Source organism: Stenotrophomonas sp. 78350_Sma (assembly GCF_056482105.1).
On the sequence record NZ_CM151182.1, the window covers coordinates 3,818,040 to 3,836,912 of the forward strand.

At 65.8% G+C, this 18,873-nt stretch carries 12 protein-coding genes and 1 riboswitch; of the genes, 3 read left to right on the forward strand and 9 right to left on the reverse strand.

Annotated features, from left to right (window positions below; translation table 11 throughout):
- Positions 1–79: 79 nt before the first annotated feature.
- The 3 genes from ACZK4H_RS17675 to ACZK4H_RS17685 form a co-directional block, all read right to left on the reverse strand.
- The gene (locus ACZK4H_RS17675) at positions 80–2,998 is read right to left on the reverse strand and encodes a TonB-dependent receptor (RefSeq protein WP_099603981.1); all 2,919 of its coding nucleotides are present in this window, start codon (positions 2,996–2,998) and stop codon (positions 80–82) included.
- A 244-nt stretch (positions 2,999–3,242) separates the two neighbouring features.
- On the reverse strand, positions 3,243–4,175 hold the full coding sequence (locus tag ACZK4H_RS17680) for a FecR family protein (protein WP_099552933.1): 933 nt from the start codon (positions 4,173–4,175) through the stop codon (positions 3,243–3,245).
- Positions 4,176–4,279: 104 nt separating this feature from the next.
- Entirely contained in the window at positions 4,280–4,780 is a 501-nt protein-coding gene (locus ACZK4H_RS17685; protein ID WP_014038389.1) for an RNA polymerase sigma factor, read from the reverse strand.
- 181 nt (positions 4,781–4,961) lie between these two features.
- Between ACZK4H_RS17685 and ppa the strand changes: the two genes are divergently transcribed.
- A complete protein-coding gene (gene ppa / locus ACZK4H_RS17690; protein ID WP_005410935.1) occupies positions 4,962–5,498 on the forward strand; it encodes an inorganic diphosphatase in 537 nt (178 codons plus the stop codon).
- A gap of 151 nt (positions 5,499–5,649) precedes the next feature.
- Entirely contained in the window at positions 5,650–6,771 is a 1,122-nt protein-coding gene (locus tag ACZK4H_RS17695; protein ID WP_099552932.1) for an HDOD domain-containing protein, read from the forward strand.
- A gap of 56 nt (positions 6,772–6,827) precedes the next feature.
- On the opposite strand, the gene ACZK4H_RS17700 is transcribed toward ACZK4H_RS17695, so the two are convergent.
- The 6 genes from ACZK4H_RS17700 to thiC all read right to left on the reverse strand — a co-directional run bounded on the left by ACZK4H_RS17700 (position 6,828) and on the right by thiC (position 16,472).
- On the reverse strand, positions 6,828–7,034 hold the full coding sequence (locus ACZK4H_RS17700) for a hypothetical protein (RefSeq protein ID WP_012512032.1): 207 nt from the start codon (positions 7,032–7,034) through the stop codon (positions 6,828–6,830).
- A 179-nt stretch (positions 7,035–7,213) separates the two neighbouring features.
- Entirely contained in the window at positions 7,214–10,177 is a 2,964-nt protein-coding gene (locus ACZK4H_RS17705) for a TonB-dependent receptor plug domain-containing protein (RefSeq protein WP_006390155.1), read from the reverse strand.
- Between the two features lie 49 nt (positions 10,178–10,226).
- On the reverse strand, positions 10,227–11,126 hold the full coding sequence (locus ACZK4H_RS17710; RefSeq protein ID WP_005410939.1) for a helix-turn-helix transcriptional regulator: 900 nt from the start codon (positions 11,124–11,126) through the stop codon (positions 10,227–10,229).
- 114 nt (positions 11,127–11,240) lie between these two features.
- The gene (locus tag ACZK4H_RS17715; RefSeq protein WP_099552931.1) at positions 11,241–13,571 is read right to left on the reverse strand and encodes a winged helix-turn-helix domain-containing protein; all 2,331 of its coding nucleotides are present in this window, start codon (positions 13,569–13,571) and stop codon (positions 11,241–11,243) included.
- 269 nt (positions 13,572–13,840) lie between these two features.
- Positions 13,841–14,512: an ion channel gene (locus tag ACZK4H_RS17720; RefSeq protein ID WP_099552986.1), complete on the reverse strand. Its 672-nt coding sequence runs from the start codon at positions 14,510–14,512 to the stop codon at positions 13,841–13,843.
- A gap of 115 nt (positions 14,513–14,627) precedes the next feature.
- Complete coding sequence (thiC, locus tag ACZK4H_RS17725) at positions 14,628–16,472, reverse strand: phosphomethylpyrimidine synthase ThiC (RefSeq protein WP_099552930.1); 1,845 nt, start codon at positions 16,470–16,472, stop codon at positions 14,628–14,630.
- A gap of 82 nt (positions 16,473–16,554) precedes the next feature.
- Positions 16,555–16,656: riboswitch (TPP riboswitch) on the reverse strand.
- A 265-nt stretch (positions 16,657–16,921) separates the two neighbouring features.
- On the opposite strand from thiC, the gene ACZK4H_RS17730 reads away from it, so the two are divergent.
- The gene (locus ACZK4H_RS17730) at positions 16,922–18,499 is read left to right on the forward strand and encodes a BCCT family transporter (RefSeq protein ID WP_099552929.1); all 1,578 of its coding nucleotides are present in this window, start codon (positions 16,922–16,924) and stop codon (positions 18,497–18,499) included.
- The last annotated feature ends 374 nt before the right edge of the window (positions 18,500–18,873 follow it).

The window sequence follows — 18,873 nt, forward strand, 5'->3', positions numbered from 1 at the left end:
GTTTCACCTGCGCGATCCGCCGGGCGTGACCCGGCGCTACCCGTTGTCCGGTAGAACCACGCCACGCGTGGATGCGCGATCAGTACTTCCAGGTCAACGCCAGGCGCGCGGTGCGGCCCGGGGCCGGCATCACGCCCAGGGCGAGCGGATCCAGATAGTAGCGATCGGTCAAGTTGTCCACACCCGCTTCCACCGACCACTGGTCGTTGAAGCTCCAGCTGGCAAAGAGATCCACCAGCGTGGTTGGCCGGTACAGCTGCTGGATCGCCGACAGGCCCACGTTCCAGTCCTTGTCCAGCTTGCTGATCGGGCCGGCGTTGTGGACCACGCGGGTGCCGAAGGTCAGGCGCTCGTCGAACAGGCGCGAGCCCAGGGTCAGGTTGACCATGTAGCGCGGTGGGTTCTGGGTATTGGTGTACGAGCCCTCGAAGCCGCCGTCCACGCAGTCGGGCGTGTTGGCCAGCTCGCCGTTCCTGCGCTGTGCACCATAGGCGCGACGCTCGGCGGCGATGTCCGGCGCGCAGGTCTTGGCCTTGAAGTAGTAGTGCGCGGACAGATCGGCGAACACCTTGCCGCTGTCATAGCTGGACTGGAACTCCATGCCCGAGACCTTGAACTGGTCGACGTTGCGGATCAGGCCCGCCGACAGCGTGCGGTAGTCACGGGTGATCAGGTCGTCGATGCGGGTATCGAAGTACGCCAGCTTCAGCGCCAGGCGGTCGCCGGCGGTAAACAGGTCATAGCGGATGGTGCTGGCACCGATTTCCCAGCTGCGCGCACGCTCCGGCTTCAGCTCGCCCACCGGCTTGGCGGCAGTGAACAGGCCCAGCGTGGTCTCGAACAGGCTCGGCAGCTTGGTGCCTTCGGCGTACTTCACGTAGACCATGGTGTCTTCGCTGAAGCGGTAGGCGACGCTGGCGGTCGGCGAGAACGCGGTGTCGCGACGGCGGATCGGCTGCGACCAGGTCCAGCTGACCGGCACTTCCAGGTCCTGCGGCTTGCCGGCGTCGTAGAAGTTCCAGCCCGCGATGTCGCCCACCGTGCCCTTCTTGTACGGCGACGCCAGCAGCGAGGCCTGGGTGAAATTGCCGTTGGCGTCCGGATACCAGTTCAGCAGCGCGATGCGCTTGGCTCGCCACGACGGCAGCGCCGGGTTGCCGTTGAGCAGCTCGGTATAGCGGTACTGGCCCTGCACCTCGTAGGCATCCGGCGTGGCCAGGCGGTTGCGGTCGTGCACATCCACCCGGTTCCAGCGGCCACCGGCCAGCAGCTCCCAGTGTTCGTCGGGCTGCCACTTCAGCGACGCCACGGCACTGTATTCCTTGCGCTCGGCATTGCGCAGGAAGCGGTTGTTGACCAGGTCATCGTGCATGACCGGGCCGGAGCTGCCCGGTGCAATGTCTTCATCGCTGTAGGACAGGCCGTAGTCCAGCGTGAACGCGCCGGCACGGGTGTCGAACCTGGACGTGTTGCTGGCATCCAGGTTCAGGCGCTTCTGCCGCAGCGGGTTGCGATACGCATCCTTGTAACCGGGGTCGCCGCTGAAGCTCGGGGCGTCATACCACTCGGTGCGGCGGTCAAAGTACCACGGGGTGATGCCGGTCAGGCTGTTGTACATCACGCTGTCGGTATCGGTGTACGCGGCATTGACGCGCAGGTCGATCAGCTCGCTGTCCGGATTGAAACGATAGCGCAGGGTGTAGCTGTCCATGTCGACGTGGCCCGGATCCCATTGCGGAATGCGGTCCCGTTCGACGCGGATGATCTGCGAGGCCATGATCTCGCCGGCGGTGCCTTCGTAGCGGCGGTAGCCGGCTTCCAGCGTCTGCGCGTTATCGATGCGCCAGGTGCCCTTGAGCAGCGCCGACTTCGAACGCGACGAGGTATTGAACACCTCAGTGCGCGGCGGATTCAGCGGTGCCAGCGTACGACGGGTCTGCGGGAAATCATCATAGCCGTGCTTGCCGGAGAAGTAGTTGCCATTATCGCGGTAGGCATAGGCGGCAACCAGGTCGAAGCGGTCCCAGTGACCGGCGCCGGCCACGTTGAAGAACTGGCTGCCGGTGGCGTTGCGATCGGTGCGCGGCGCGGCACTGTAAGCCGGCAGGTTGTTGGCGCTGGCATTGGCCAGGCCACCACGCACGCGCACGCCGAAGTCGCGCCCCTCGCGCAGCACGTCACCGATCTTCAGCGTCTCCATCTCGACCACGCCGCCGATGCCACCGGACGCATTGGCCTGCAGGCTCGGACCCTTGGTGATGGTCAGGCTGGAGATCAGGTCCGGATCGAGGTAGGTGCGCTGCGACTGGCCGGCATAACCACGGTAGGTATCCATGCTGGACTGGCCACCATCGATGATCACCGGCACGCGGCCCTGGCCCTGGATACCACGGATATTGACGTCGAACCCATTGCCCACGCGCGGGTCACCGGCGGTGACACCGGCCACGCCCTTGACGATGTCGCCGTTGGAGGTGCCGCGGAAACGCTCCAGCTGCGTGCGGTTGAGCATCGTAGTGGATCCCGCGCTGCGGTAGCTGTCGAGCAGTCGCGCTTCGTCGCTGCCTGCGCCGCCGTCGACACGGTCGCCGGCCACGCTGAGCGTATCGGTGACGATCACGCCGCCGTCGGCCTGTACCGGCGTTGCCGCTTCCAGGGTGACCGCGTCGGCACTGACCCGGCGCATCGCCAGCCCGCTGCCCTGCAGCAGCTGCTGCAGCGCCTCGTTGGCCGACAGGCTGCCGTTGACTGCGCGCGAGGTTACTCCCTGGGCGAGGGTGGCCGGGTACACGACCTGTACGCCGGACTGGCGCATGAAGCTGCGCAGCGCTTCGTCCAGCGGCTGTGCCGGAATGTCGAAGCGCTGCACGGCGGCGTGGTTGCCGGTGGCGCTCTGTGCCAGCACGGACGGGGCGGCGCCGGCCAGGCCGGCGGCCAGCAGGGCGATGCACAGGCGGGACGGGCGCAGCGCGCGGCCCGGGCGGTGGGAGTCGAACATGGGGAACCTGTCAGGTAATCGGTGCCGCAGGCGCGGCGTCATCCGCAACACAGGCGGACACGGCGACGTACGTGGCGGCGGCGGGTACGTTCGCGGGGTAAGACGGTTGGGCGCGCGACAGTCCCAAGGTGGATTTCCAGTCGCGGCAGTTGCCGATCGTTGGCCGCCTGGTTGTAGCGGTGGGTGTCGCCCGTTGGCCGGCACATCGGGATCGCCGCAATGATCATCCACGCATGGCGTGGATCTACTGGACGATGGCGACGCCGAGCGGCAGGCGGGTGACCTGAAGGCCTGCGGTTGCCGCCAGCGCGTCCAGTGCCTGTTCCGGGCGATCGATGCGCAGCGCCGCACTGACCGCCGGCAGCCGCGACAGATCGCCGCGCACAAAGGTCGGGCCGGCGCGGTAACGCCCCACCCACCGCACGGCATCGGCAACACTGGCCTGCTCCAGCAGCAGTTCGCCCTGCCGCCACGCGCCGACGCTGTCGGCGGCCACATCCCGCAGGCGCGTCACGCCACTGTGTTCGCCATAGTGGGCACGCTGGCCCGCCTGCAGGTACGTCCAGCCACCGTCAACCGGGCTGGCCACGCGCACCCTGCCCTGTCCGACCTCGGTTTCCACCTGGTCGCTGTCGCGTGCGACGGAGAACGCGGTCGAGATATCCTCGACCACGCCATTGCCCGCGCGCACGCTGAAACCCCGCTGAGCATCCGGGCTGACATCGAACCAGGCGCGCCCGCGCAGCAGCTCGATCTGGCGTGCATCCGCATCGAACCGCACGGCGATCGCGCTGTCCGCATCCAGCACCGCCCGGCTGCCATCGGGCAGCCGTACGTCCTGCACCACATGCGTACTACGGTGATCGGCTCGCAGGCGCAGCCAGGCTTCCGGCCATGCCACCAGCATCACCAGTGCTGCCGCAGCGGCCATTGCCCATCGCAACCGCTTCGGACGCCGTCGCTCGGTGCGCGCAGACTGCGGCCGCGGCCCGACACTGCGCCACAGCGCGCGCTCGTGCTCGAAGGCGCGACGGTGCCCAGGCTGTTGCAGCCAGTGTTCGAACTCATCCATGCGCACATCGCTGATATCGCCTGCGGCCAGCCACGCGATCCAGCCCCGGGCCTGTTCGGCCAGGGCATCGTCATTGGCGGCGGGCAGCATGTTCGGCGGGCTCATCGGCTGGCAGACAGGCGCATTCAAGCGCGGGCGGGGGAACTAGACCGCATCTACGGTCCAGTGATCAAGACGTTTCAGCGCGGGCCAGCCCCAAGCCGGGGCGATCATCGGCCGCTGCGCGCCCAGGCCAGGCGTTGCAACGCGGTGCGCACGTGGTTCTCGACGGTGGTCACCGACACGCCCAGGCGGCGTGCGATCTCGGCCTGGGTCAGGCCCTGCAGGCGGTTGAGCCGGAAGATGGTGCGGGTCGGCTCCGGCAGGTGTCCCGCCGCGTCGAGCACCCGCTGCAGCTCGTCCTGGGCCATCGCCTGTTCCTCGGTCGAGATCACCTCGTCCGGTCCCCACAGGTAATGGTCAGCCAGCAGGCGGTTGCGCCGGGTCGATTCGCGGCCGTGGTCGGTGGCCAGGTTGGCGGCCAGCCGGTACAGATAGGCGCGCGGGTTGTCGATGGCCTGGCTGTCGTCAACCCCGCGGGCCTTGAACCACACGGCCTGGATCACGTCCTCGGCGCCGTTGTCGCCCCCAAGGATGCGCTGTACCCGACGCAGCAGCGCAGGGCGCTCGCGGATCAGCAGTTCAGTGAGGGAGGCAGCATTGGAGGACATGCGCGGAACCGGGACGACAGGCGGAAGGCGCCGCGCATGCTACTCCGTTAATGAGAATCAGTCACGTTCGCATCCATGAACCCCTGCCTCGCCCTGCGGTCAGCCCCCTCCCCTGCACAGCGCCCGGCAAAGGCATAAAATGGGGGGCTATCCGTCTATATCCCCCACCTGGAGCACGACCATGGGTCTGGAACTCGTCTCGCCCGGCAAGAACCCGCCGGAAGAAATCAACGTCATCATCGAGATTCCGAAGGACTCGGAGCCGGTGAAGTACGAAGTGGACAAGGAAACCGGCGCGATCTTCGTCGACCGCATCCTGTCCACCCCGATGCGTTACCCGTGCAATTACGGCTACGTGCCGAGCACCCTGTGTGGCGACGGCGATCCGGCCGACGTGCTGGTGGTGCTGCCGCTGCCGCTGGTGCCGGGCTCGGTCGTGCGCTGCCGTCCGGTCGGCGTGCTGAAGATGAGCGATGAAGCGGGCAGCGACGAGAAGATCCTGGCCGTGCCGGTGTCGAAGATCTTCAGTGGCTACGCCCACGTCGAAGACATCGCCCAGGTGTCCAGCCACTGGCTGGAGCGCATCGGCCACTTCTTCGAGCACTACAAGGACCTGGAGAAGGGCAAGTGGGTCAAGCTCGACGGTTGGGGCGGCGCCGCTGAGGCCAAGCAGATTCTGATCGAGGCGCACCAGCGCCATCTCGACAGCAAGGCCTGAGCCTGAACCGGATCGCTCCGGCATGCCCTGCCGGAGCGATGCGGGTCACGTTTCATGATGACGGCACATCACTCTTGCCGTGGTATTAGGTAAATTGCGTCACTTCACACGTCATCGACATCCACCGTCGAGACAGCCAGGGGAATGTGTCGTGCGTATTCTGCTTGTAGGGGATGCAGCCAGCCTGCCGGCTGAGCTGACCGAATTCATTGCCGATCTTGGGGAAGACTGGCAGCCGCTGACCGCCACCGATGGCCAGACCGCGATGACCGCGGTGGCCACGCAGGGCGTGGACGCGGTGATTGTCTGCCCGCAGCTGCCGGACCTCAATGCCACCACGCTGCTGGGGCAGATCCGGACGCTGCGTCCGGAAACCATCCGCATCGCGCTGGTGGACGCCCAGCATGGCAACCGGCCACCACCGGCGCGCCTCATTGGTGTTGCCCACCGTTTCCTGCCGTTGCCGCTGGCACCGGAGGTGCTGCTGGAAGCGCTGACCAGCCTGGAAGAGCTGCGCGAAGTGCTGGACAGCCCGCGCCTGCGCGATGCCATCGGCCGCATCGAGAAACTGCCGTCGCCGCCGCACCTGTACCTGAGCCTGACCCAGGCGCTGGAGCATGACGACGATGCCGACAGCGCCGACGTCGCCAAGCTGGTGGCCGCCGATCCTGCCATCGCCGCCAAGGTGCTGCAGTTGTCGAATTCGGCGTTCTTCAGCCAGGGTCGCACCATCGCCGACCTGCGCACCGCGGTGACCCGATTGGGCCTGGCAACACTGCGCGACCTGGTCCTGGCCAGCGAAGTGTTCTCGGCACCGACGCTGTCGACCGCCGAACGCAACTCGCTGCAGCAGCGCGCCCTGCTCGCCTCGCGGCTGGCCGCACGCCTGCTGCCCGAATCCAGTGCCGAACTGGGCGCAACCGCGGCACTGCTGGCCGACATCGGCCTGCTGCTGCCCGGCGTACGCAACGAACGCACCGAGCCGTCGCTGGCCGGAGATGCCCGCCCGGGCCATGCCGAAGCCGGCGCCTACCTGCTGGGCCTGTGGGGCCTGCCGATGCCGATCATCGAGGCGGTGGCGTTCCACCTGCAGCCGCAGCGTGCGAACACGCGCAGCTTCTGGGTGACCGGCGCCGTGCACGTGGCCCTGGCGCTGGTCAATGGCGATCCGGTGGACGAGGACTACCTGCAGCGCGCGGGCGTGCTCAACAAACTGCCGCAGTGGCGCGAGCATGCCAACAGCCTGATGGGGCTCACGCCCAGCGAAGCCTGATCACACCGGCAATGCATGCGATGAAGGCGCGCCCGCAGGGACGCGCCTTCGTTGCATCAGGGCTGCGCGCAGTGGTCGTACACGCAGCGCTCGAACAGGAACTGGCAGTACGCCGCATCCTCACCGGCCTTGATGCAGTTGCTGCGCACCTCCGCGCAATAGCGGCCATTGGCACACACCAGCGGACCGGCCGACACACTGCCGGCCAGGCTCAGGACGGCGAGAACCGCCGCAGCGAACATCCGTGGCATCGCGTTCTTCATTTCGCGCTCTCCTTGGTCCGGAATGGACCTCTGTGAACGTACCAGCGGTCCAGTTGCGACAAGCGTGACCTCTGTCGCTGAACCGCCCGATTCAGAGTTTCCCGACCCGGCCCTGCCAAACGCAAAGAGGGCGGGCCTTGCGGCCCGCCCTCCTCGTATTGCCTTCAGGCTTCGATGGATCAGAAGCGCTGGTTGTACTGGATGAACAGGAAGCGGTCGTAATCCAGCATCGGGTCCAGCTGCACGGCGCTGGCGTTGGTCACCGCGTAGGTGATCGGCGGGGTCTTGCCGAACACGTTGCGGGCACCGACGGTCACGCTGCCGTTCCACGGAGCCTGCCAGGTGGCCGAGATGTCGTGATAGACGATCGCGCCCTTCTTGTTGGCACCCAGGCCGCCGGTCCAGCCACCGTTCTCGGTGTAGTAATCCGGCTGGTTGCACTCCAGGCCATTTTCCTGGTCGTAGCAGAAGTCGCGGAAGCCGCCGTAGTAACGCATGGTCCAGGTGGCCGACAGGTCGCCCTTGGTCCAGGTGGTTGCCAGGGTGCCGCGGACACGCGGGTAGTTCCAGTAGCCTGCGTAGTCATCCCATGCAGCGCCCTTGGTGGCCTGCTGACGGAAGCTGGTCAGGTAGTTGGTGTCCAGGTTGAACGACAGGGTACCGAAGCTGTATTCCGGCATACGGTAGCGGACGCCGAAGTTGTAGCCTTCGGTTTCCAGCGAACCCAGGTTGGCATTGCCGCGGCTCAGGCCGGTGACCTGCTGGCCATTGGCAACGTCGCCACGGCTGTACTGGTCACAGAAGGCCTGCACACCGTTCTGGTAGCACTGGTTCAGCACGTAGTTCGCCGACAGCGCGGTGATCACGTTGTCCACGGTGATCTTGTACCAGTCCAGCGAGACGTTCAGGCCGCTGACGAAGCTCGGGCTCCACACCAGGCCCGCGGTGCGGGTCTTGCTGGTTTCCGGCTGCAGCTTGTCGTTGCCCACGCCCGAGTTGAACGGGTTGTTGCCCTGGGTGTCACGGGCACTGATCGGACGACCAGCAGCGTCGGTCTGACGGAAGTCGGACGCCAGGCCTTCAGCACCGCAACGGGCGGCAACGGCCGGGTTGCTGCGCTGGCCGAACACGGCATCACACGGATCGGTGAACTTGTCGAAGGTCTGCGAACCACCGCCGAAGGTGTCGTCCAGGGTCGGGGCACGGAAGCCCTCGCCGTAGGTCGCACGCACCAGCAGGTCGTCGATCGGCTTCCAGGTCACGCTGAACTTGCTGTTGACCGTGTTGCCGAACTTGTCGTAGTCCGAGTAGCGGCTGGCGATATCCAGCGACAGCTCCTTGGCACCCGGCAGGTCACGCAGCAGCGGCACCATCAGTTCCAGGTAGAACTCGTTGGTCTTGTACTTGCCTTCGGTCGGCTGGGCGGCCAGCTCGGTGGTGTAACCCGAGGAGGACAGCGCGTCCGGGTGGTCGTAGCCCGACACTTCACGATGCTCGTAACCGGCAGCGAAGGCGAACTCGCCCGCATTGCCCGGCATGTCGAACAGCGAACCGGTGATGTTGGCGAAGTACTGCTTGCTCTTGCTCTGGCCGGTCGAGTTCAGCAGGGTGTTGATGTACTTCAGCGCATCCGGGGTCGCGGCGCTGGCGCCGCCCAGCAGGTCGAACGGGACGCAGCTGCCCGGGCTGGTGCCCAGCGCGATCGGGTTGGCAGCGGTGCCGCACTGGGCGACGCCGTTGGCGTTGATGAACGACGGGCCGAGGGCGTTCTTCAGTGCCAGCAGGTTGATGTTGCCCGAGCTGGTCTGGGTCACATCGAACTGGTTGTAGTTGATGCCCACATCCCAGTCGAACGGACGGTTGTTGAAGTCGAAGTTGCCTTCCAGGGCCGCGTCGAAGTGCAGCGACTTGACGTTGTTCTGGGTGATGCGCGGCAGTTCGAAGATACGACGGCCCCAGCCACCGATGTCAACGCCGGCGCCCGGGTTGGCCCAGTTGCCCAGCGGGTTGTAGATGCTGTCCTTGCTGATCGCCACCGGGAACTGCGGCTGCGAGGTGCCGGTCAGCGGGTAGCCGGCGATCTGGCGCTTGGAGTCACGCTCGGAGTACATCGCCGTCGACTTCAGACGCAGGTTGTCGTTGATGTCGTAGCTGGCCGAGGTGAACATGGTCTTCGACTCAGCGCCCTGGTTCAGCATCATCTGCTGCGAGGCGTTGTAGTAGTCGTCCAGACCAATCAGGTGGTAGTTGTTGAAGTTGTTCGACGGCTGGCCAACGCCGACCGGGGTGTCCCACGAACCGGTGTGGTTGACCACCCAGGTGTTCGGGACCCACTTGCCAGCCTTGTTGTATTCACCAGCACCGGCGGTGCCTTCGGCACGCGGATCGGTGAAGCGGCCCCACGGGCCCGCCGGGCTCAGACCGTCTTCCTTGTGGCCCTGGCCATAGGAGTACTGGGTCAGGCCACGATCCTTGGCCCACACCGGATCTTCCTTGATGTAGTTCGCGCCGAACACGATCGAGGAGCGCTCGCCGGTGGCACCCAGGGTCAGGCTGTACTGGGTCTTGGAACCGTCGCCGTGGCTGTTCTGGCCGTAATAGGCACTGGCCTCGGCGCCGTCGAAGTTCTTGCGCAGGATGATGTTGACCACGCCGGAGATGGCGTCGGAACCGTAGATCGCCGAGGCGCCGTCCTTCAGGACTTCAATGCGCTCGATCAGCGAGGTCGGGATGGTCGACATGTCGGTGAAGCCGGCCAGGCTGGTGCTCCAGCGCTTGCCGTTGACCAGCACCAGCGTGCGCTGCTCACCCAGGTTGTACAGGCTGACGTACTGGCCGCCCTGTTCCGGGTTGGACGCCAGCACGGCCGCCTTGCTGAAGGTCTGGGTGCCTGCCACGGACAGGTTCTGCAGCAGGTCGCCGACGCTGACCAGGCCCGAACGCTGGATGTCCTCATGGCTTACGGTGAGGACCGGCTGGGAGGTTTCCACATCCACCGAGCGGATGCGGGAGCCGGTGACTTCCAGGCGATCAAGGGTGGTCGGGGCACTGGCTTCCTGTGCGGAAGCAAATGCCGGTGCCAGCGCCAGCGCGATGCCGGCGGGCAGCAGGCCCAGCCGCACGGCAGGGGTGCGAACGTTCATCAATCTCTCCAAGGTACGTGTTAGTAGCGTGTTAAAACGCTCCAGCACGTTACGATTGCGTTGCGATGCTGTATTTGCGCGACCCAACCGTAGACTTTGCAGAGTGTGGCGGGAGCAAGCCGCCGTTTTCCCTGAACCGGGAAGCAGACTGCCCATAACGGGCACGGAAGGCCCGGGCGAAGCTGCAGCAGTTGTCGAATCCGCTGGCTGCGGCGACCTCGCCCACCATCATGTCGGTGTCGCGCAGCAGATCGGCGGCCCGCTCCAGGCGCAACCGTGCCGAAAGCGACTGGGGGCTCTCTTCATAAAGGCTCTGGAAGGTCTTGGAGAGGTACCAGCTGGAGAAGTTGGTCAGTTCGGCGAGTTCGCCGATCCGCACCACCCTGTGGCTGTTGCCCTCCAGATAGAGGCGGGCACGCTGCATGCGGCCGAACACCTGGCGCTTGCGGCTGCGTGAGCGACCGGGGCAGCGCTGTACGTTGTCGGCTAGGTCACGCTGCAGGCCGGCCAGATGCAACAGCAGCGGCCGCAGCGCCTGCGCGGGCAGGCCGCTGTCGAGCGCATCGCGCCACAGGCGCAGGGCAACGCGGGCGTCGCCGCGGCTCATGCGACCACGACCGGCATACAGGCCGCAATCGGCCATCTCGGACAGCACCCGCATCGCCTCCGCATTCAGGCTGAGGCCCACGCACAGTCCGTTACGGCCGGCCTGCACCAGCGGGCGCGACTCCTTCTCGAAGGCGATCCACTCGCCATGGCGCAGGCGGAAACGCCCTTCCTTGGCTTCCACCCAGGAGCTGCCCCGGACCTGCAGCCAGACCGTGAAGCTTGACCCTGCCGTCTGCAGGCTGCCGAGCCGGGCCACGCCCATGCAGGTCGGCGCGAGATCATCGAGCGCCTTGTCGAGGGAGACGGTTTGGCCACGATCGGCCAGCGAGAGTTGACGCATGGGGCACCACGGGTTTGCCTGATACAGGCTTCCGTTTTGCCTAATCAGGTGTCAGCCCGTCAGGAAAATCCGCCGAGATCGCCACGAATTCGCGGCGAGAACTCCACGAAGAAATCACGAAGAGATATTTTTCTTAAGGATCAACGACTTGAGAAATGCCGGGAACAGGGCTGGCGCCGACCGGGGCAGCTGCATGACGCCGATGTCAGCGCCATCGCTGACCGCCAGGGCGACGTACAGATCCCGGCCATCGGCGCTGGCACTGATGCCGTTGCCCGCGCTGAGCCGCTGCCGGTCCAGGCAGCGCTCGGGGGCTTCGGTCCCGGCCTGGATATGGATCAAGGTCGTACCGCACGCGGTCGAATTGCCGAGATACCCGATGCCACCGGTGCCTGCCACCGTCCAGGTGCGATAGCGCCATCGGCTGGGCCGGTCTTCACTGACCTGCTGCACGCTGGCCGGGGACAGTGCCGCATCCACCGACCACAAACCGCCGGACGCCAGGCGTGTGAACAGCACGCGGCCATCACCCCGATCGAAACGTGCCTGGGAGACGCCATCGATGCTGGCCAGGCGGCGCCAGGGGGTTACGCTGCGATCGAACAGGCTCAATCGGGTGCGCTGCTCTGCATCGCGCTCGACCACCAGCAACTGTTCCGGGGTTGCCCCGTACAGGGCCTGCAGGGGCTGATCGACCGGAACCGGCAACGGTTGCAGGTGCTCGTCGCGCGGCGCGATCTCGTAGACCACGGTGCGCCCATGCTCATCACGCCCGACCACCAGCAACTGGCGGCTGTCGGCCGACCAGTCCGGCGCCTGCCGCCCCTCCGGACGCAGGCCCTCGATCGGCCGCAGTGAATCGGGCCGCTGCATGTCCGCCCACCACAGCGCGAAACTGCCGGAACGATCGGATGTGAAGACCAGCTGGCGACCGTCGGGCGCCGCCATCGGCTGCCCGTCACGCCCGCTGGACGCGAACAGCCGCTCGGCGCTGCCGCCGGCCATCGGCACCTTGAACACGCCGAACTGGGCACGGCGGTGAACGAAGGCCAGCACGTCGCCGTGGCGTGACACCGCAGGCCATTGTGCGTCGTCGAGGCCGGCATCACGCAGGGTGCGGCGCTCGACGTCCAGGTAGTACAGCCGCACCTCGCTGTCCACGCGCCGGCCGAACACGATGCTGCGACCATCGCCCAGCCAGGCCCAGCCACGCTGTTCGGCCGATTCGTTGGTCAACTGCTCCAGCTCGCCGCCCCCGGCCGGCATCCGCCACAGGTCGCCCATCTGCGGATTGCGCACGAACACCAGCCACTTGCCGTCGGGCGAGTAGCGTGGCGCGTAGTCAAAATCATCCTGGTCGACCGCATAGTCCAACGCCCGCCACTGGCCGCTGGCCAGGTCGAGCACACGGATGCCGCGATGGGCATAGCGGCCCACCATGCTGCCAAAGACCAGGCCGCGGCCATCCGGAGTCCAGTCGAAGCTGAGCAGTTCGGTTCCGTCGCAGCGGGTCGCCTGGCGCACACCGCCGCCGGTCGCGCTGGCGATCAGCACCTGGCAACCGCCGTCGGCTCCAAAGCGGGCAAAAGCGATCTCGCGCCCGTCCGGTGACCAGCTCGGGAAGCGGTCACTGGCTCCCTTCGGCGGCAGCGCCAGCTGCCGGGCCGGCGCATTGCCCGAGGTCTGCACCTTGATCGCGCCACCACCGGCGCCGTCCTCGTTGGCGCCTTCGTAGGCAACCTGGGAGCCATCCGGCGAAAGCGTGGGATAGGTTTCAAAACCACTGGTGGCGGTGATCAGGCGGTAGGGACGCTGCGGGCTGCCGATCACCCGCACGCCGTTCTCGACCGCGGCATCCACCGGTGAGCTCGGCTCCGGCCCACGCCGGAGCAGCAATGTGGCCATGACCAGCAGCGCGGCCAGCATCATCACACCCAGCACCCACAACAGCTGGCGGCGCAGCTGGCGCCAGCCGCGCCGGCGTGAAGGCGCTGCCGGCACGGCCATCGCCGGAATCGTGCCGGTACCGTCCGGCGACGGCATCACGTCCGCAACGGCTACCGCTTCCACTTCCGCCACCGGCTCGAAGTCGTCCAGCGCCTGCACCGGCACCAGCAGCCGATAACCGCTCTTGGCGATGGTCTCGATGTAGGCCTGGCTGTTGTCGTCGTCGTTGGCGAACGCCTTGCGCAGCTGGGTGACGGCCTGGGTCAGCACGTCATTGGTCGGCAACGTATCGGGCCAGACCTCGGCAAACAGCTCTTCACGGGTAACCACGCGCCCCGGCTGCCGCATCAACACGCGCAGCACGCCCAGCGCTTTCGGCGTCAGCCGCCGCGGACGGCGCGCGCCTTCGACCTCGACCTCACGCGAGGACAAGGTAATGACGCAGTCGCCGACCTGCACGCGGTCGGCCTCGATGGGCGTGAGTTCGCTGCTGTTCATTTTCCGCTATACAGTAGGGACGGGACCTGGGCAGGGCTCACCAGCAATACCGTCCCCACCGTCCCTGGACAGGGTCATCGAAAAGCCAGATTCCGCACAAAGCATCGGCGCATACCGCAAAAACAATAACGCCCCCGGATATTAGCCTAAGCCGGTTACCCCGCCTATGACGGGGTCGACACTCAGGCTCTCTCTCGCCGACGCATTCACATAATCTGCATCACTATTCGCGCCCTTTTGGGCGCGAAATTTTTATCTGGCGTTCATTTTCACATGCGCCGAAGCATGGTCAATCCGACCAGACGCGACACCACCAGGCCGATATACATGACGCCTGCGAACTGTTCGAGCATCACCAGGGCCCGTGCCTGCGGGTGCAGCGGCACGACGTCGCTCAATCCAACACCGGACAACAAGCTGAAGCTCAGATAAAGCAGCTCCATCCAACTGCGCTCGGGGCCCGCGGTCGTACCCTGGAAACTGCCTGGATACCACTGCTGGCACACCGCGAACGCAAAGGCGAACGCCCAGGCCAGCAGGGTGAAGGTTGCCCCGGCCGCGAACAGCTCGTCGCGGGTCACTCGATGGTCCTGCAGCATGTAGGCGATCAATGCCCCCGCCGTATAGAAGTACAGCAGGCTTTCCAGCAGCTGTGCCGTGGTCAGCAGCGCGCTGCGGTCCAGAAGCGCCCCAGCCAGCGAGAACACCACCGAGGGAATGGCCAGCAGCAATGCCAGCCAGGTTCCCAACGGGCTGCGCTGGACCACCCACAGCGCCAGGCCGAGCACCGCCATGCCGAACATGCCCAGCGCCGCCCGGCCAGCGGCGGTGTCATCCAGCGCGGGATACAGCAGGACCGCCAGCAGCTGGGCCCCCAGCAGCCATGCCGAGGGGTGGCGGCGGGCGATTGCCAGCCAGCGGGTGGTCAAGGCAACAGGCATGGCGTCCTTTCCGCTGGGCAGTGGCCGGAGCATAACGGGTCGCGCCGTGCCACGCCCGGCGGTTCTCCTGGACCGCGGCGCCGTCCAGGCATGGCCCGGCGCTACCGGTGCAGCATCATCCCTGGCGGTAGACCTCGGCACCGGCAGCACGGAACTCCTGCGACTTCTCCTTCATGCCGGCCTCTGCGTAGTCACGTACGTCCTGGGTGATCTTCATCGAACAGAAGTGCGGGCCGCACATCGAGCAGAAATGGGCCAGCTTGTGCGCGTCCTTCGGCAGCGTCTCGTCGTGGAATTCCTTGGCCTTCTCCGGATCCAGGCCGAGATGGAACTGGTCTTCCCAGCGGAACTCGAAGCGCGCCTTGCTCAGCGCGTTGTCACGCACCTGCGCGCCCGGATGGCCTTTGGCCAGGTCGGCTGCATGCGCGGCGATGCGATAGGCCATGATGCCGTCGCGCACGTCCTGGCGGTTGGGCAGGCCGAGGTGCTCCTTCGGCGTCACGTAGCAGAGCATGGCCGTACCGAACCAGCCGATCATTGCCGCGCCGATCGCACTGGTGATGTGGTCGTAGCCGGGTGCGATGTCGGTGGTCAGCGGGCCCAGCGTATAGAACGGCGCTTCGCCGCACTCACGCAGCTGCTTGTCCATGTTCTCCTTGATCAGCTGCATCGGCACATGGCCGGGGCCTTCGATCATGGTCTGCACATCGTGCTTCCAGGCAATCTTCGTCAGCTCACCCAGCGTTTCCAGCTCACCGAACTGCGCGGCGTCGTTGGCATCGGCGATGCAGCCCGGGCGCAGGCCGTCACCCAGCGAGAAGGTCACGTCGTAGGCCTTCATGATCTCGCAGATGTCTTCGAAATGCGTGTAGAGGAAATTCTCCTTGTGGTGCGCCAGGCACCACTTGGCCATGATCGAGCCACCACGGCTGACGATGCCGGTAACACGCTTGGCAGTGAGCGGCACATAGCGCAACAGCACGCCGGCATGAATGGTGAAGTAGTCCACGCCCTGCTCGGCCTGCTCGATCAGCGTGTCGCGGAAGATCTCCCAGGTGAGCGCCTCGGCACGGCCGTCGACCTTTTCCAGCGCCTGGTAGATCGGCACGGTGCCGATCGCCACCGGCGAGTTGCGGATGATCCACTCGCGGGTTTCGTGGATGTGCTTGCCGGTGGACAGGTCCATCACCGTGTCACCGCCCCAGCGGATCGCCCACACCAGCTTCTCCACTTCCTCGGCAATGCCCGAAGAGACGGCGCTATTGCCGATGTTGGCGTTGATCTTGGTCAGGAAATTGCGGCCGATGATCATCGGCTCGCTTTCCGGGTGGTTGATGTTGTTGGGCAGCACCGCACGGCCACGGGCGATTTCGTCGCGCACGAACTCCGGGGTGATGATGTTCTGGATCGACGCGCCGAACGCCTCGCCCGGGTGCTGCTGCAGCAGGCCGGCATCGCGGATCGCGTCCAGCCGCTGGTTCTCGCGGATGGCGACGAATTCCATTTCCGGCGTGATGATGCCGCGGCGCGCGTAATGCATCTGGGTGACGTTGGCACCTGCACGCGCACGGCGTGGCAGGCTGCGCGCGGGGAAGCGCACCGCATCGAGCTTCGGGTCATGCTCGCGATCGCGGCCGAACGAAGAGCTCAGTCCTTCGAGCTGCTCGGTATCGCCACGTTCCTCCACCCAACCGCGACGCAGCTCCGGCAAACCGGCGGACAGATCGATGCGCACCTCCGGATCGGTGTACGGACCTGATGTGTCATAGACCGTGACCGGTGCATTCTCTTCGCCACCGAACAGCGTCGGCGTGCGGGTCAACGCGATCTCGCGCATCGGCACCTGCAGATCCGGACGCGAACCGGGCACGTGGATCTTGCGCGAGCCGGGAATGGGCCGGGTCACGGATTCGGAGAGTTGCTGGGCCTGTTGCTGCAGGGCGGAGAGCTGTGCGTTCATCGGGCATCGTCCAGGAAGGTCAGGGACGAAGCGGCGGCGCACTGCTGCCGCGCCCGGACGGTCCTTGGGCGGAGTCCGGGCATGGCTGCACTGCAAAGCTTCCCTACGCCGGTATGAGCCGGATCAGGTTCCAAGGGACTGTCTCAACCGTGGCCACATGGCCGCGGTACCCCCGCTTCTTGGTGTGCATTAGAGCATAGACCGCCCGCCTCCGGAGTTGCTCCCGGGGTCAGATCCACTTTCCTGCGGAAAGCGGATCTGACCCCAATCGCTATTCGTTAACAGAACCGTGACATCGCGTTCAGTAACGTGCACGCGCATCGTGTCGTCGCGAACGATGCTTATCTCGCCGCCTTCGCGGCTCCTGCCCGGTCTGTGCTGCATGTCGCCGGCCCCTCGCAGCAAGCTCTGCTCGCTCCCCTCAATCCCTTGATCGGAGAAGCTCCTTCATGGTGTTTCGCGTTTCCATCGCACTGGTTCTGCTTCTGGTGCTGCTTGCCGGTGTTGCACCGGGCCCCTTCAATACGGTGGTGCAGTCGGTACTCGCCGATGTCGTCCGCAGTGTCGGCTGGCTCTATCTTCTGGTCGTGTTCCTGGCGCTGACTTTCCTGATGTACTTGGCATTCGGTCGCTTCGGCAACCTGCGCATCGGTGGTGAAGATGCCGAGCCGGAATTCTCCCGCGCCAGCTGGATGTCGATGCTGTTCGCTGCCGGCATGGGCATCGGCCTGGTGTTCTGGGGTGCGGCCGAACCGATCTCGCATTTCAGCAAGCCGCCCGAGGGCCTGGCGCCGCAAAGCATGGACGCCGCGCGCGCCTCGATGCGCTATGCATTCTTCCACTGGGGCCTGCATCCGTGGGCGATCTATGCGCTGATCGGCCTGGCGATGGCCTGGTTCCAGTTCAACCGCAACGGGCGCGGCCTGGTCAGCGACATGCTGCAACCGATCATCGGCCGTCACCATCGCGGCTGGATCGGTCGGGTAGTCAACATCGCTGCCGTAGTTGCCACGGCGATTGGTGTCGCCACCACGCTCGGCTTCGGCACCATCCAGATCGCGGCAGGTATCGAACGCGTCTTCAGCGTGCAGGCCACCGTCGCGGTGCAGATGACCATCATTGCCGTCGCCTTCGTGCTGTACATGGCCTCCACCGCCAGTGGCGTGGAACGCGGGGTGAAATGGCTGTCCAACTTCAACCTGGCATTGGCTGCGTTGCTGGCAGCCATCCTGCTGGTGCTTGGGCCGACCGGCTTCATCTTCGATACGTTCACCACCACGCTGGGCTCCTACCTCAACCAGCTGGTGACGATGAGCCTGCGCATGTCGCCTTTTTCGGGTAGCACCTGGGTGGCGGACTGGACGATCTTCTACTGGGCCTGGTGGATCTCGTGGGCACCGTTCGTGGGATCGTTCATCGCGCGCATCTCGCGTGGCCGCAGCGTGCGCGAATTCGTGATCGGCGTAGTGCTCGCGCCGACGCTGCTGGGCTTCTTCTGGTTCGCGGTGTTCGGCGGCACCGCGCTGTGGGCACAGATCTTCGGCCATGCCGATCTGGTGCAGGCGCTGGGCAATGGCTACGAGACGGTGCTGTTCACACTGTTCGACAGCATGCCGCTACCGCTGTTGCTGTCGTGCATCGCGCTGGTACTGCTGATGATCTTCTTCGTAACCTCGGCCGATTCGGCGGTACTGGTGCTGGCCAGCATGTCCACCGACGAGGCCGGCGACCCACCGCTGAAGCGCAAGCTGGCCTGGGGCATTGCGGTGGCGTTGATCGCAGCGGCGTTGCTGCTGGCCGGTGGACTGGACGCGCTGCAGGGCATGATCACGATCGCAGCATTGCCGTTCGCGTTGCTGATGGTGCTGGTGATGGTGTCGCTGTACCGGGTTCTGGACCAGGAGTACACGCGTGAGCGACGTCAGGCGCAGCGCCAGCGGCACATGATCGATGCGTGGATCGCGCGCGAGATGGCGGCGCAGGAGGAGACGCAGGTGGAGGCGGCGCGGGCGCAGGATCAGGGTTGAGTTTGTTTTGCAGGGCTTGCAGCCCTGCACCTGCTCAATGCAACGGCAACGGCCGAAGCAGGAGCGGCTCTGGGTTGCTGCTGGTTTGGCGGGGAGGGGACAGCTGGCGGGACACGCCGCAAGTACATCCCTGTAGGCTCGGCCACGGCATCCATGCCGTGGACGGTCCCGCCAGCTGTCCCCTCCCCGCCTCCGACAATTTCCCGGTGACGGCAGTAGATCCACGCCATGCGTGGATGAGGTGTATCGAAAAACAAGAAGGGGTCGGATCCGTTTTCCTGCGGAAAACGGATCCGACCCCACCCCAAAGCCCGCGACTGTTGCCGTTGCCTTTGCTCTTGCTCTTCTTTTTTCTTTTCCTGCGGTGGCGGCCA

Coding starts and splice junctions, on each gene's coding strand:
- ACZK4H_RS17675 (WP_099603981.1), bottom strand. CDS start 2,998: ATGTTCGACTCCCACCGCCCGGGCCGCGCGCTGCGCCCGTCCCGCCTG.
- ACZK4H_RS17680 (WP_099552933.1), bottom strand. CDS start 4,175: ATGAGCCCGCCGAACATGCTGCCCGCCGCCAATGACGATGCCCTGGCC.
- ACZK4H_RS17685 (WP_014038389.1), bottom strand. CDS start 4,780: ATGTCCTCCAATGCTGCCTCCCTCACTGAACTGCTGATCCGCGAGCGC.
- ppa (WP_005410935.1), top strand. CDS start 4,962: ATGGGTCTGGAACTCGTCTCGCCCGGCAAGAACCCGCCGGAAGAAATC.
- ACZK4H_RS17700 (WP_012512032.1), bottom strand. CDS start 7,034: ATGAAGAACGCGATGCCACGGATGTTCGCTGCGGCGGTTCTCGCCGTC.
- ACZK4H_RS17705 (WP_006390155.1), bottom strand. CDS start 10,177: ATGAACGTTCGCACCCCTGCCGTGCGGCTGGGCCTGCTGCCCGCCGGC.
- ACZK4H_RS17710 (WP_005410939.1), bottom strand. CDS start 11,126: ATGCGTCAACTCTCGCTGGCCGATCGTGGCCAAACCGTCTCCCTCGAC.
- ACZK4H_RS17715 (WP_099552931.1), bottom strand. CDS start 13,571: ATGAACAGCAGCGAACTCACGCCCATCGAGGCCGACCGCGTGCAGGTC.
- ACZK4H_RS17720 (WP_099552986.1), bottom strand. CDS start 14,512: ATGCCTGTTGCCTTGACCACCCGCTGGCTGGCAATCGCCCGCCGCCAC.
- thiC (WP_099552930.1), bottom strand. CDS start 16,472: ATGAACGCACAGCTCTCCGCCCTGCAGCAACAGGCCCAGCAACTCTCC.
- ACZK4H_RS17730 (WP_099552929.1), top strand. CDS start 16,922: ATGGTGTTTCGCGTTTCCATCGCACTGGTTCTGCTTCTGGTGCTGCTT.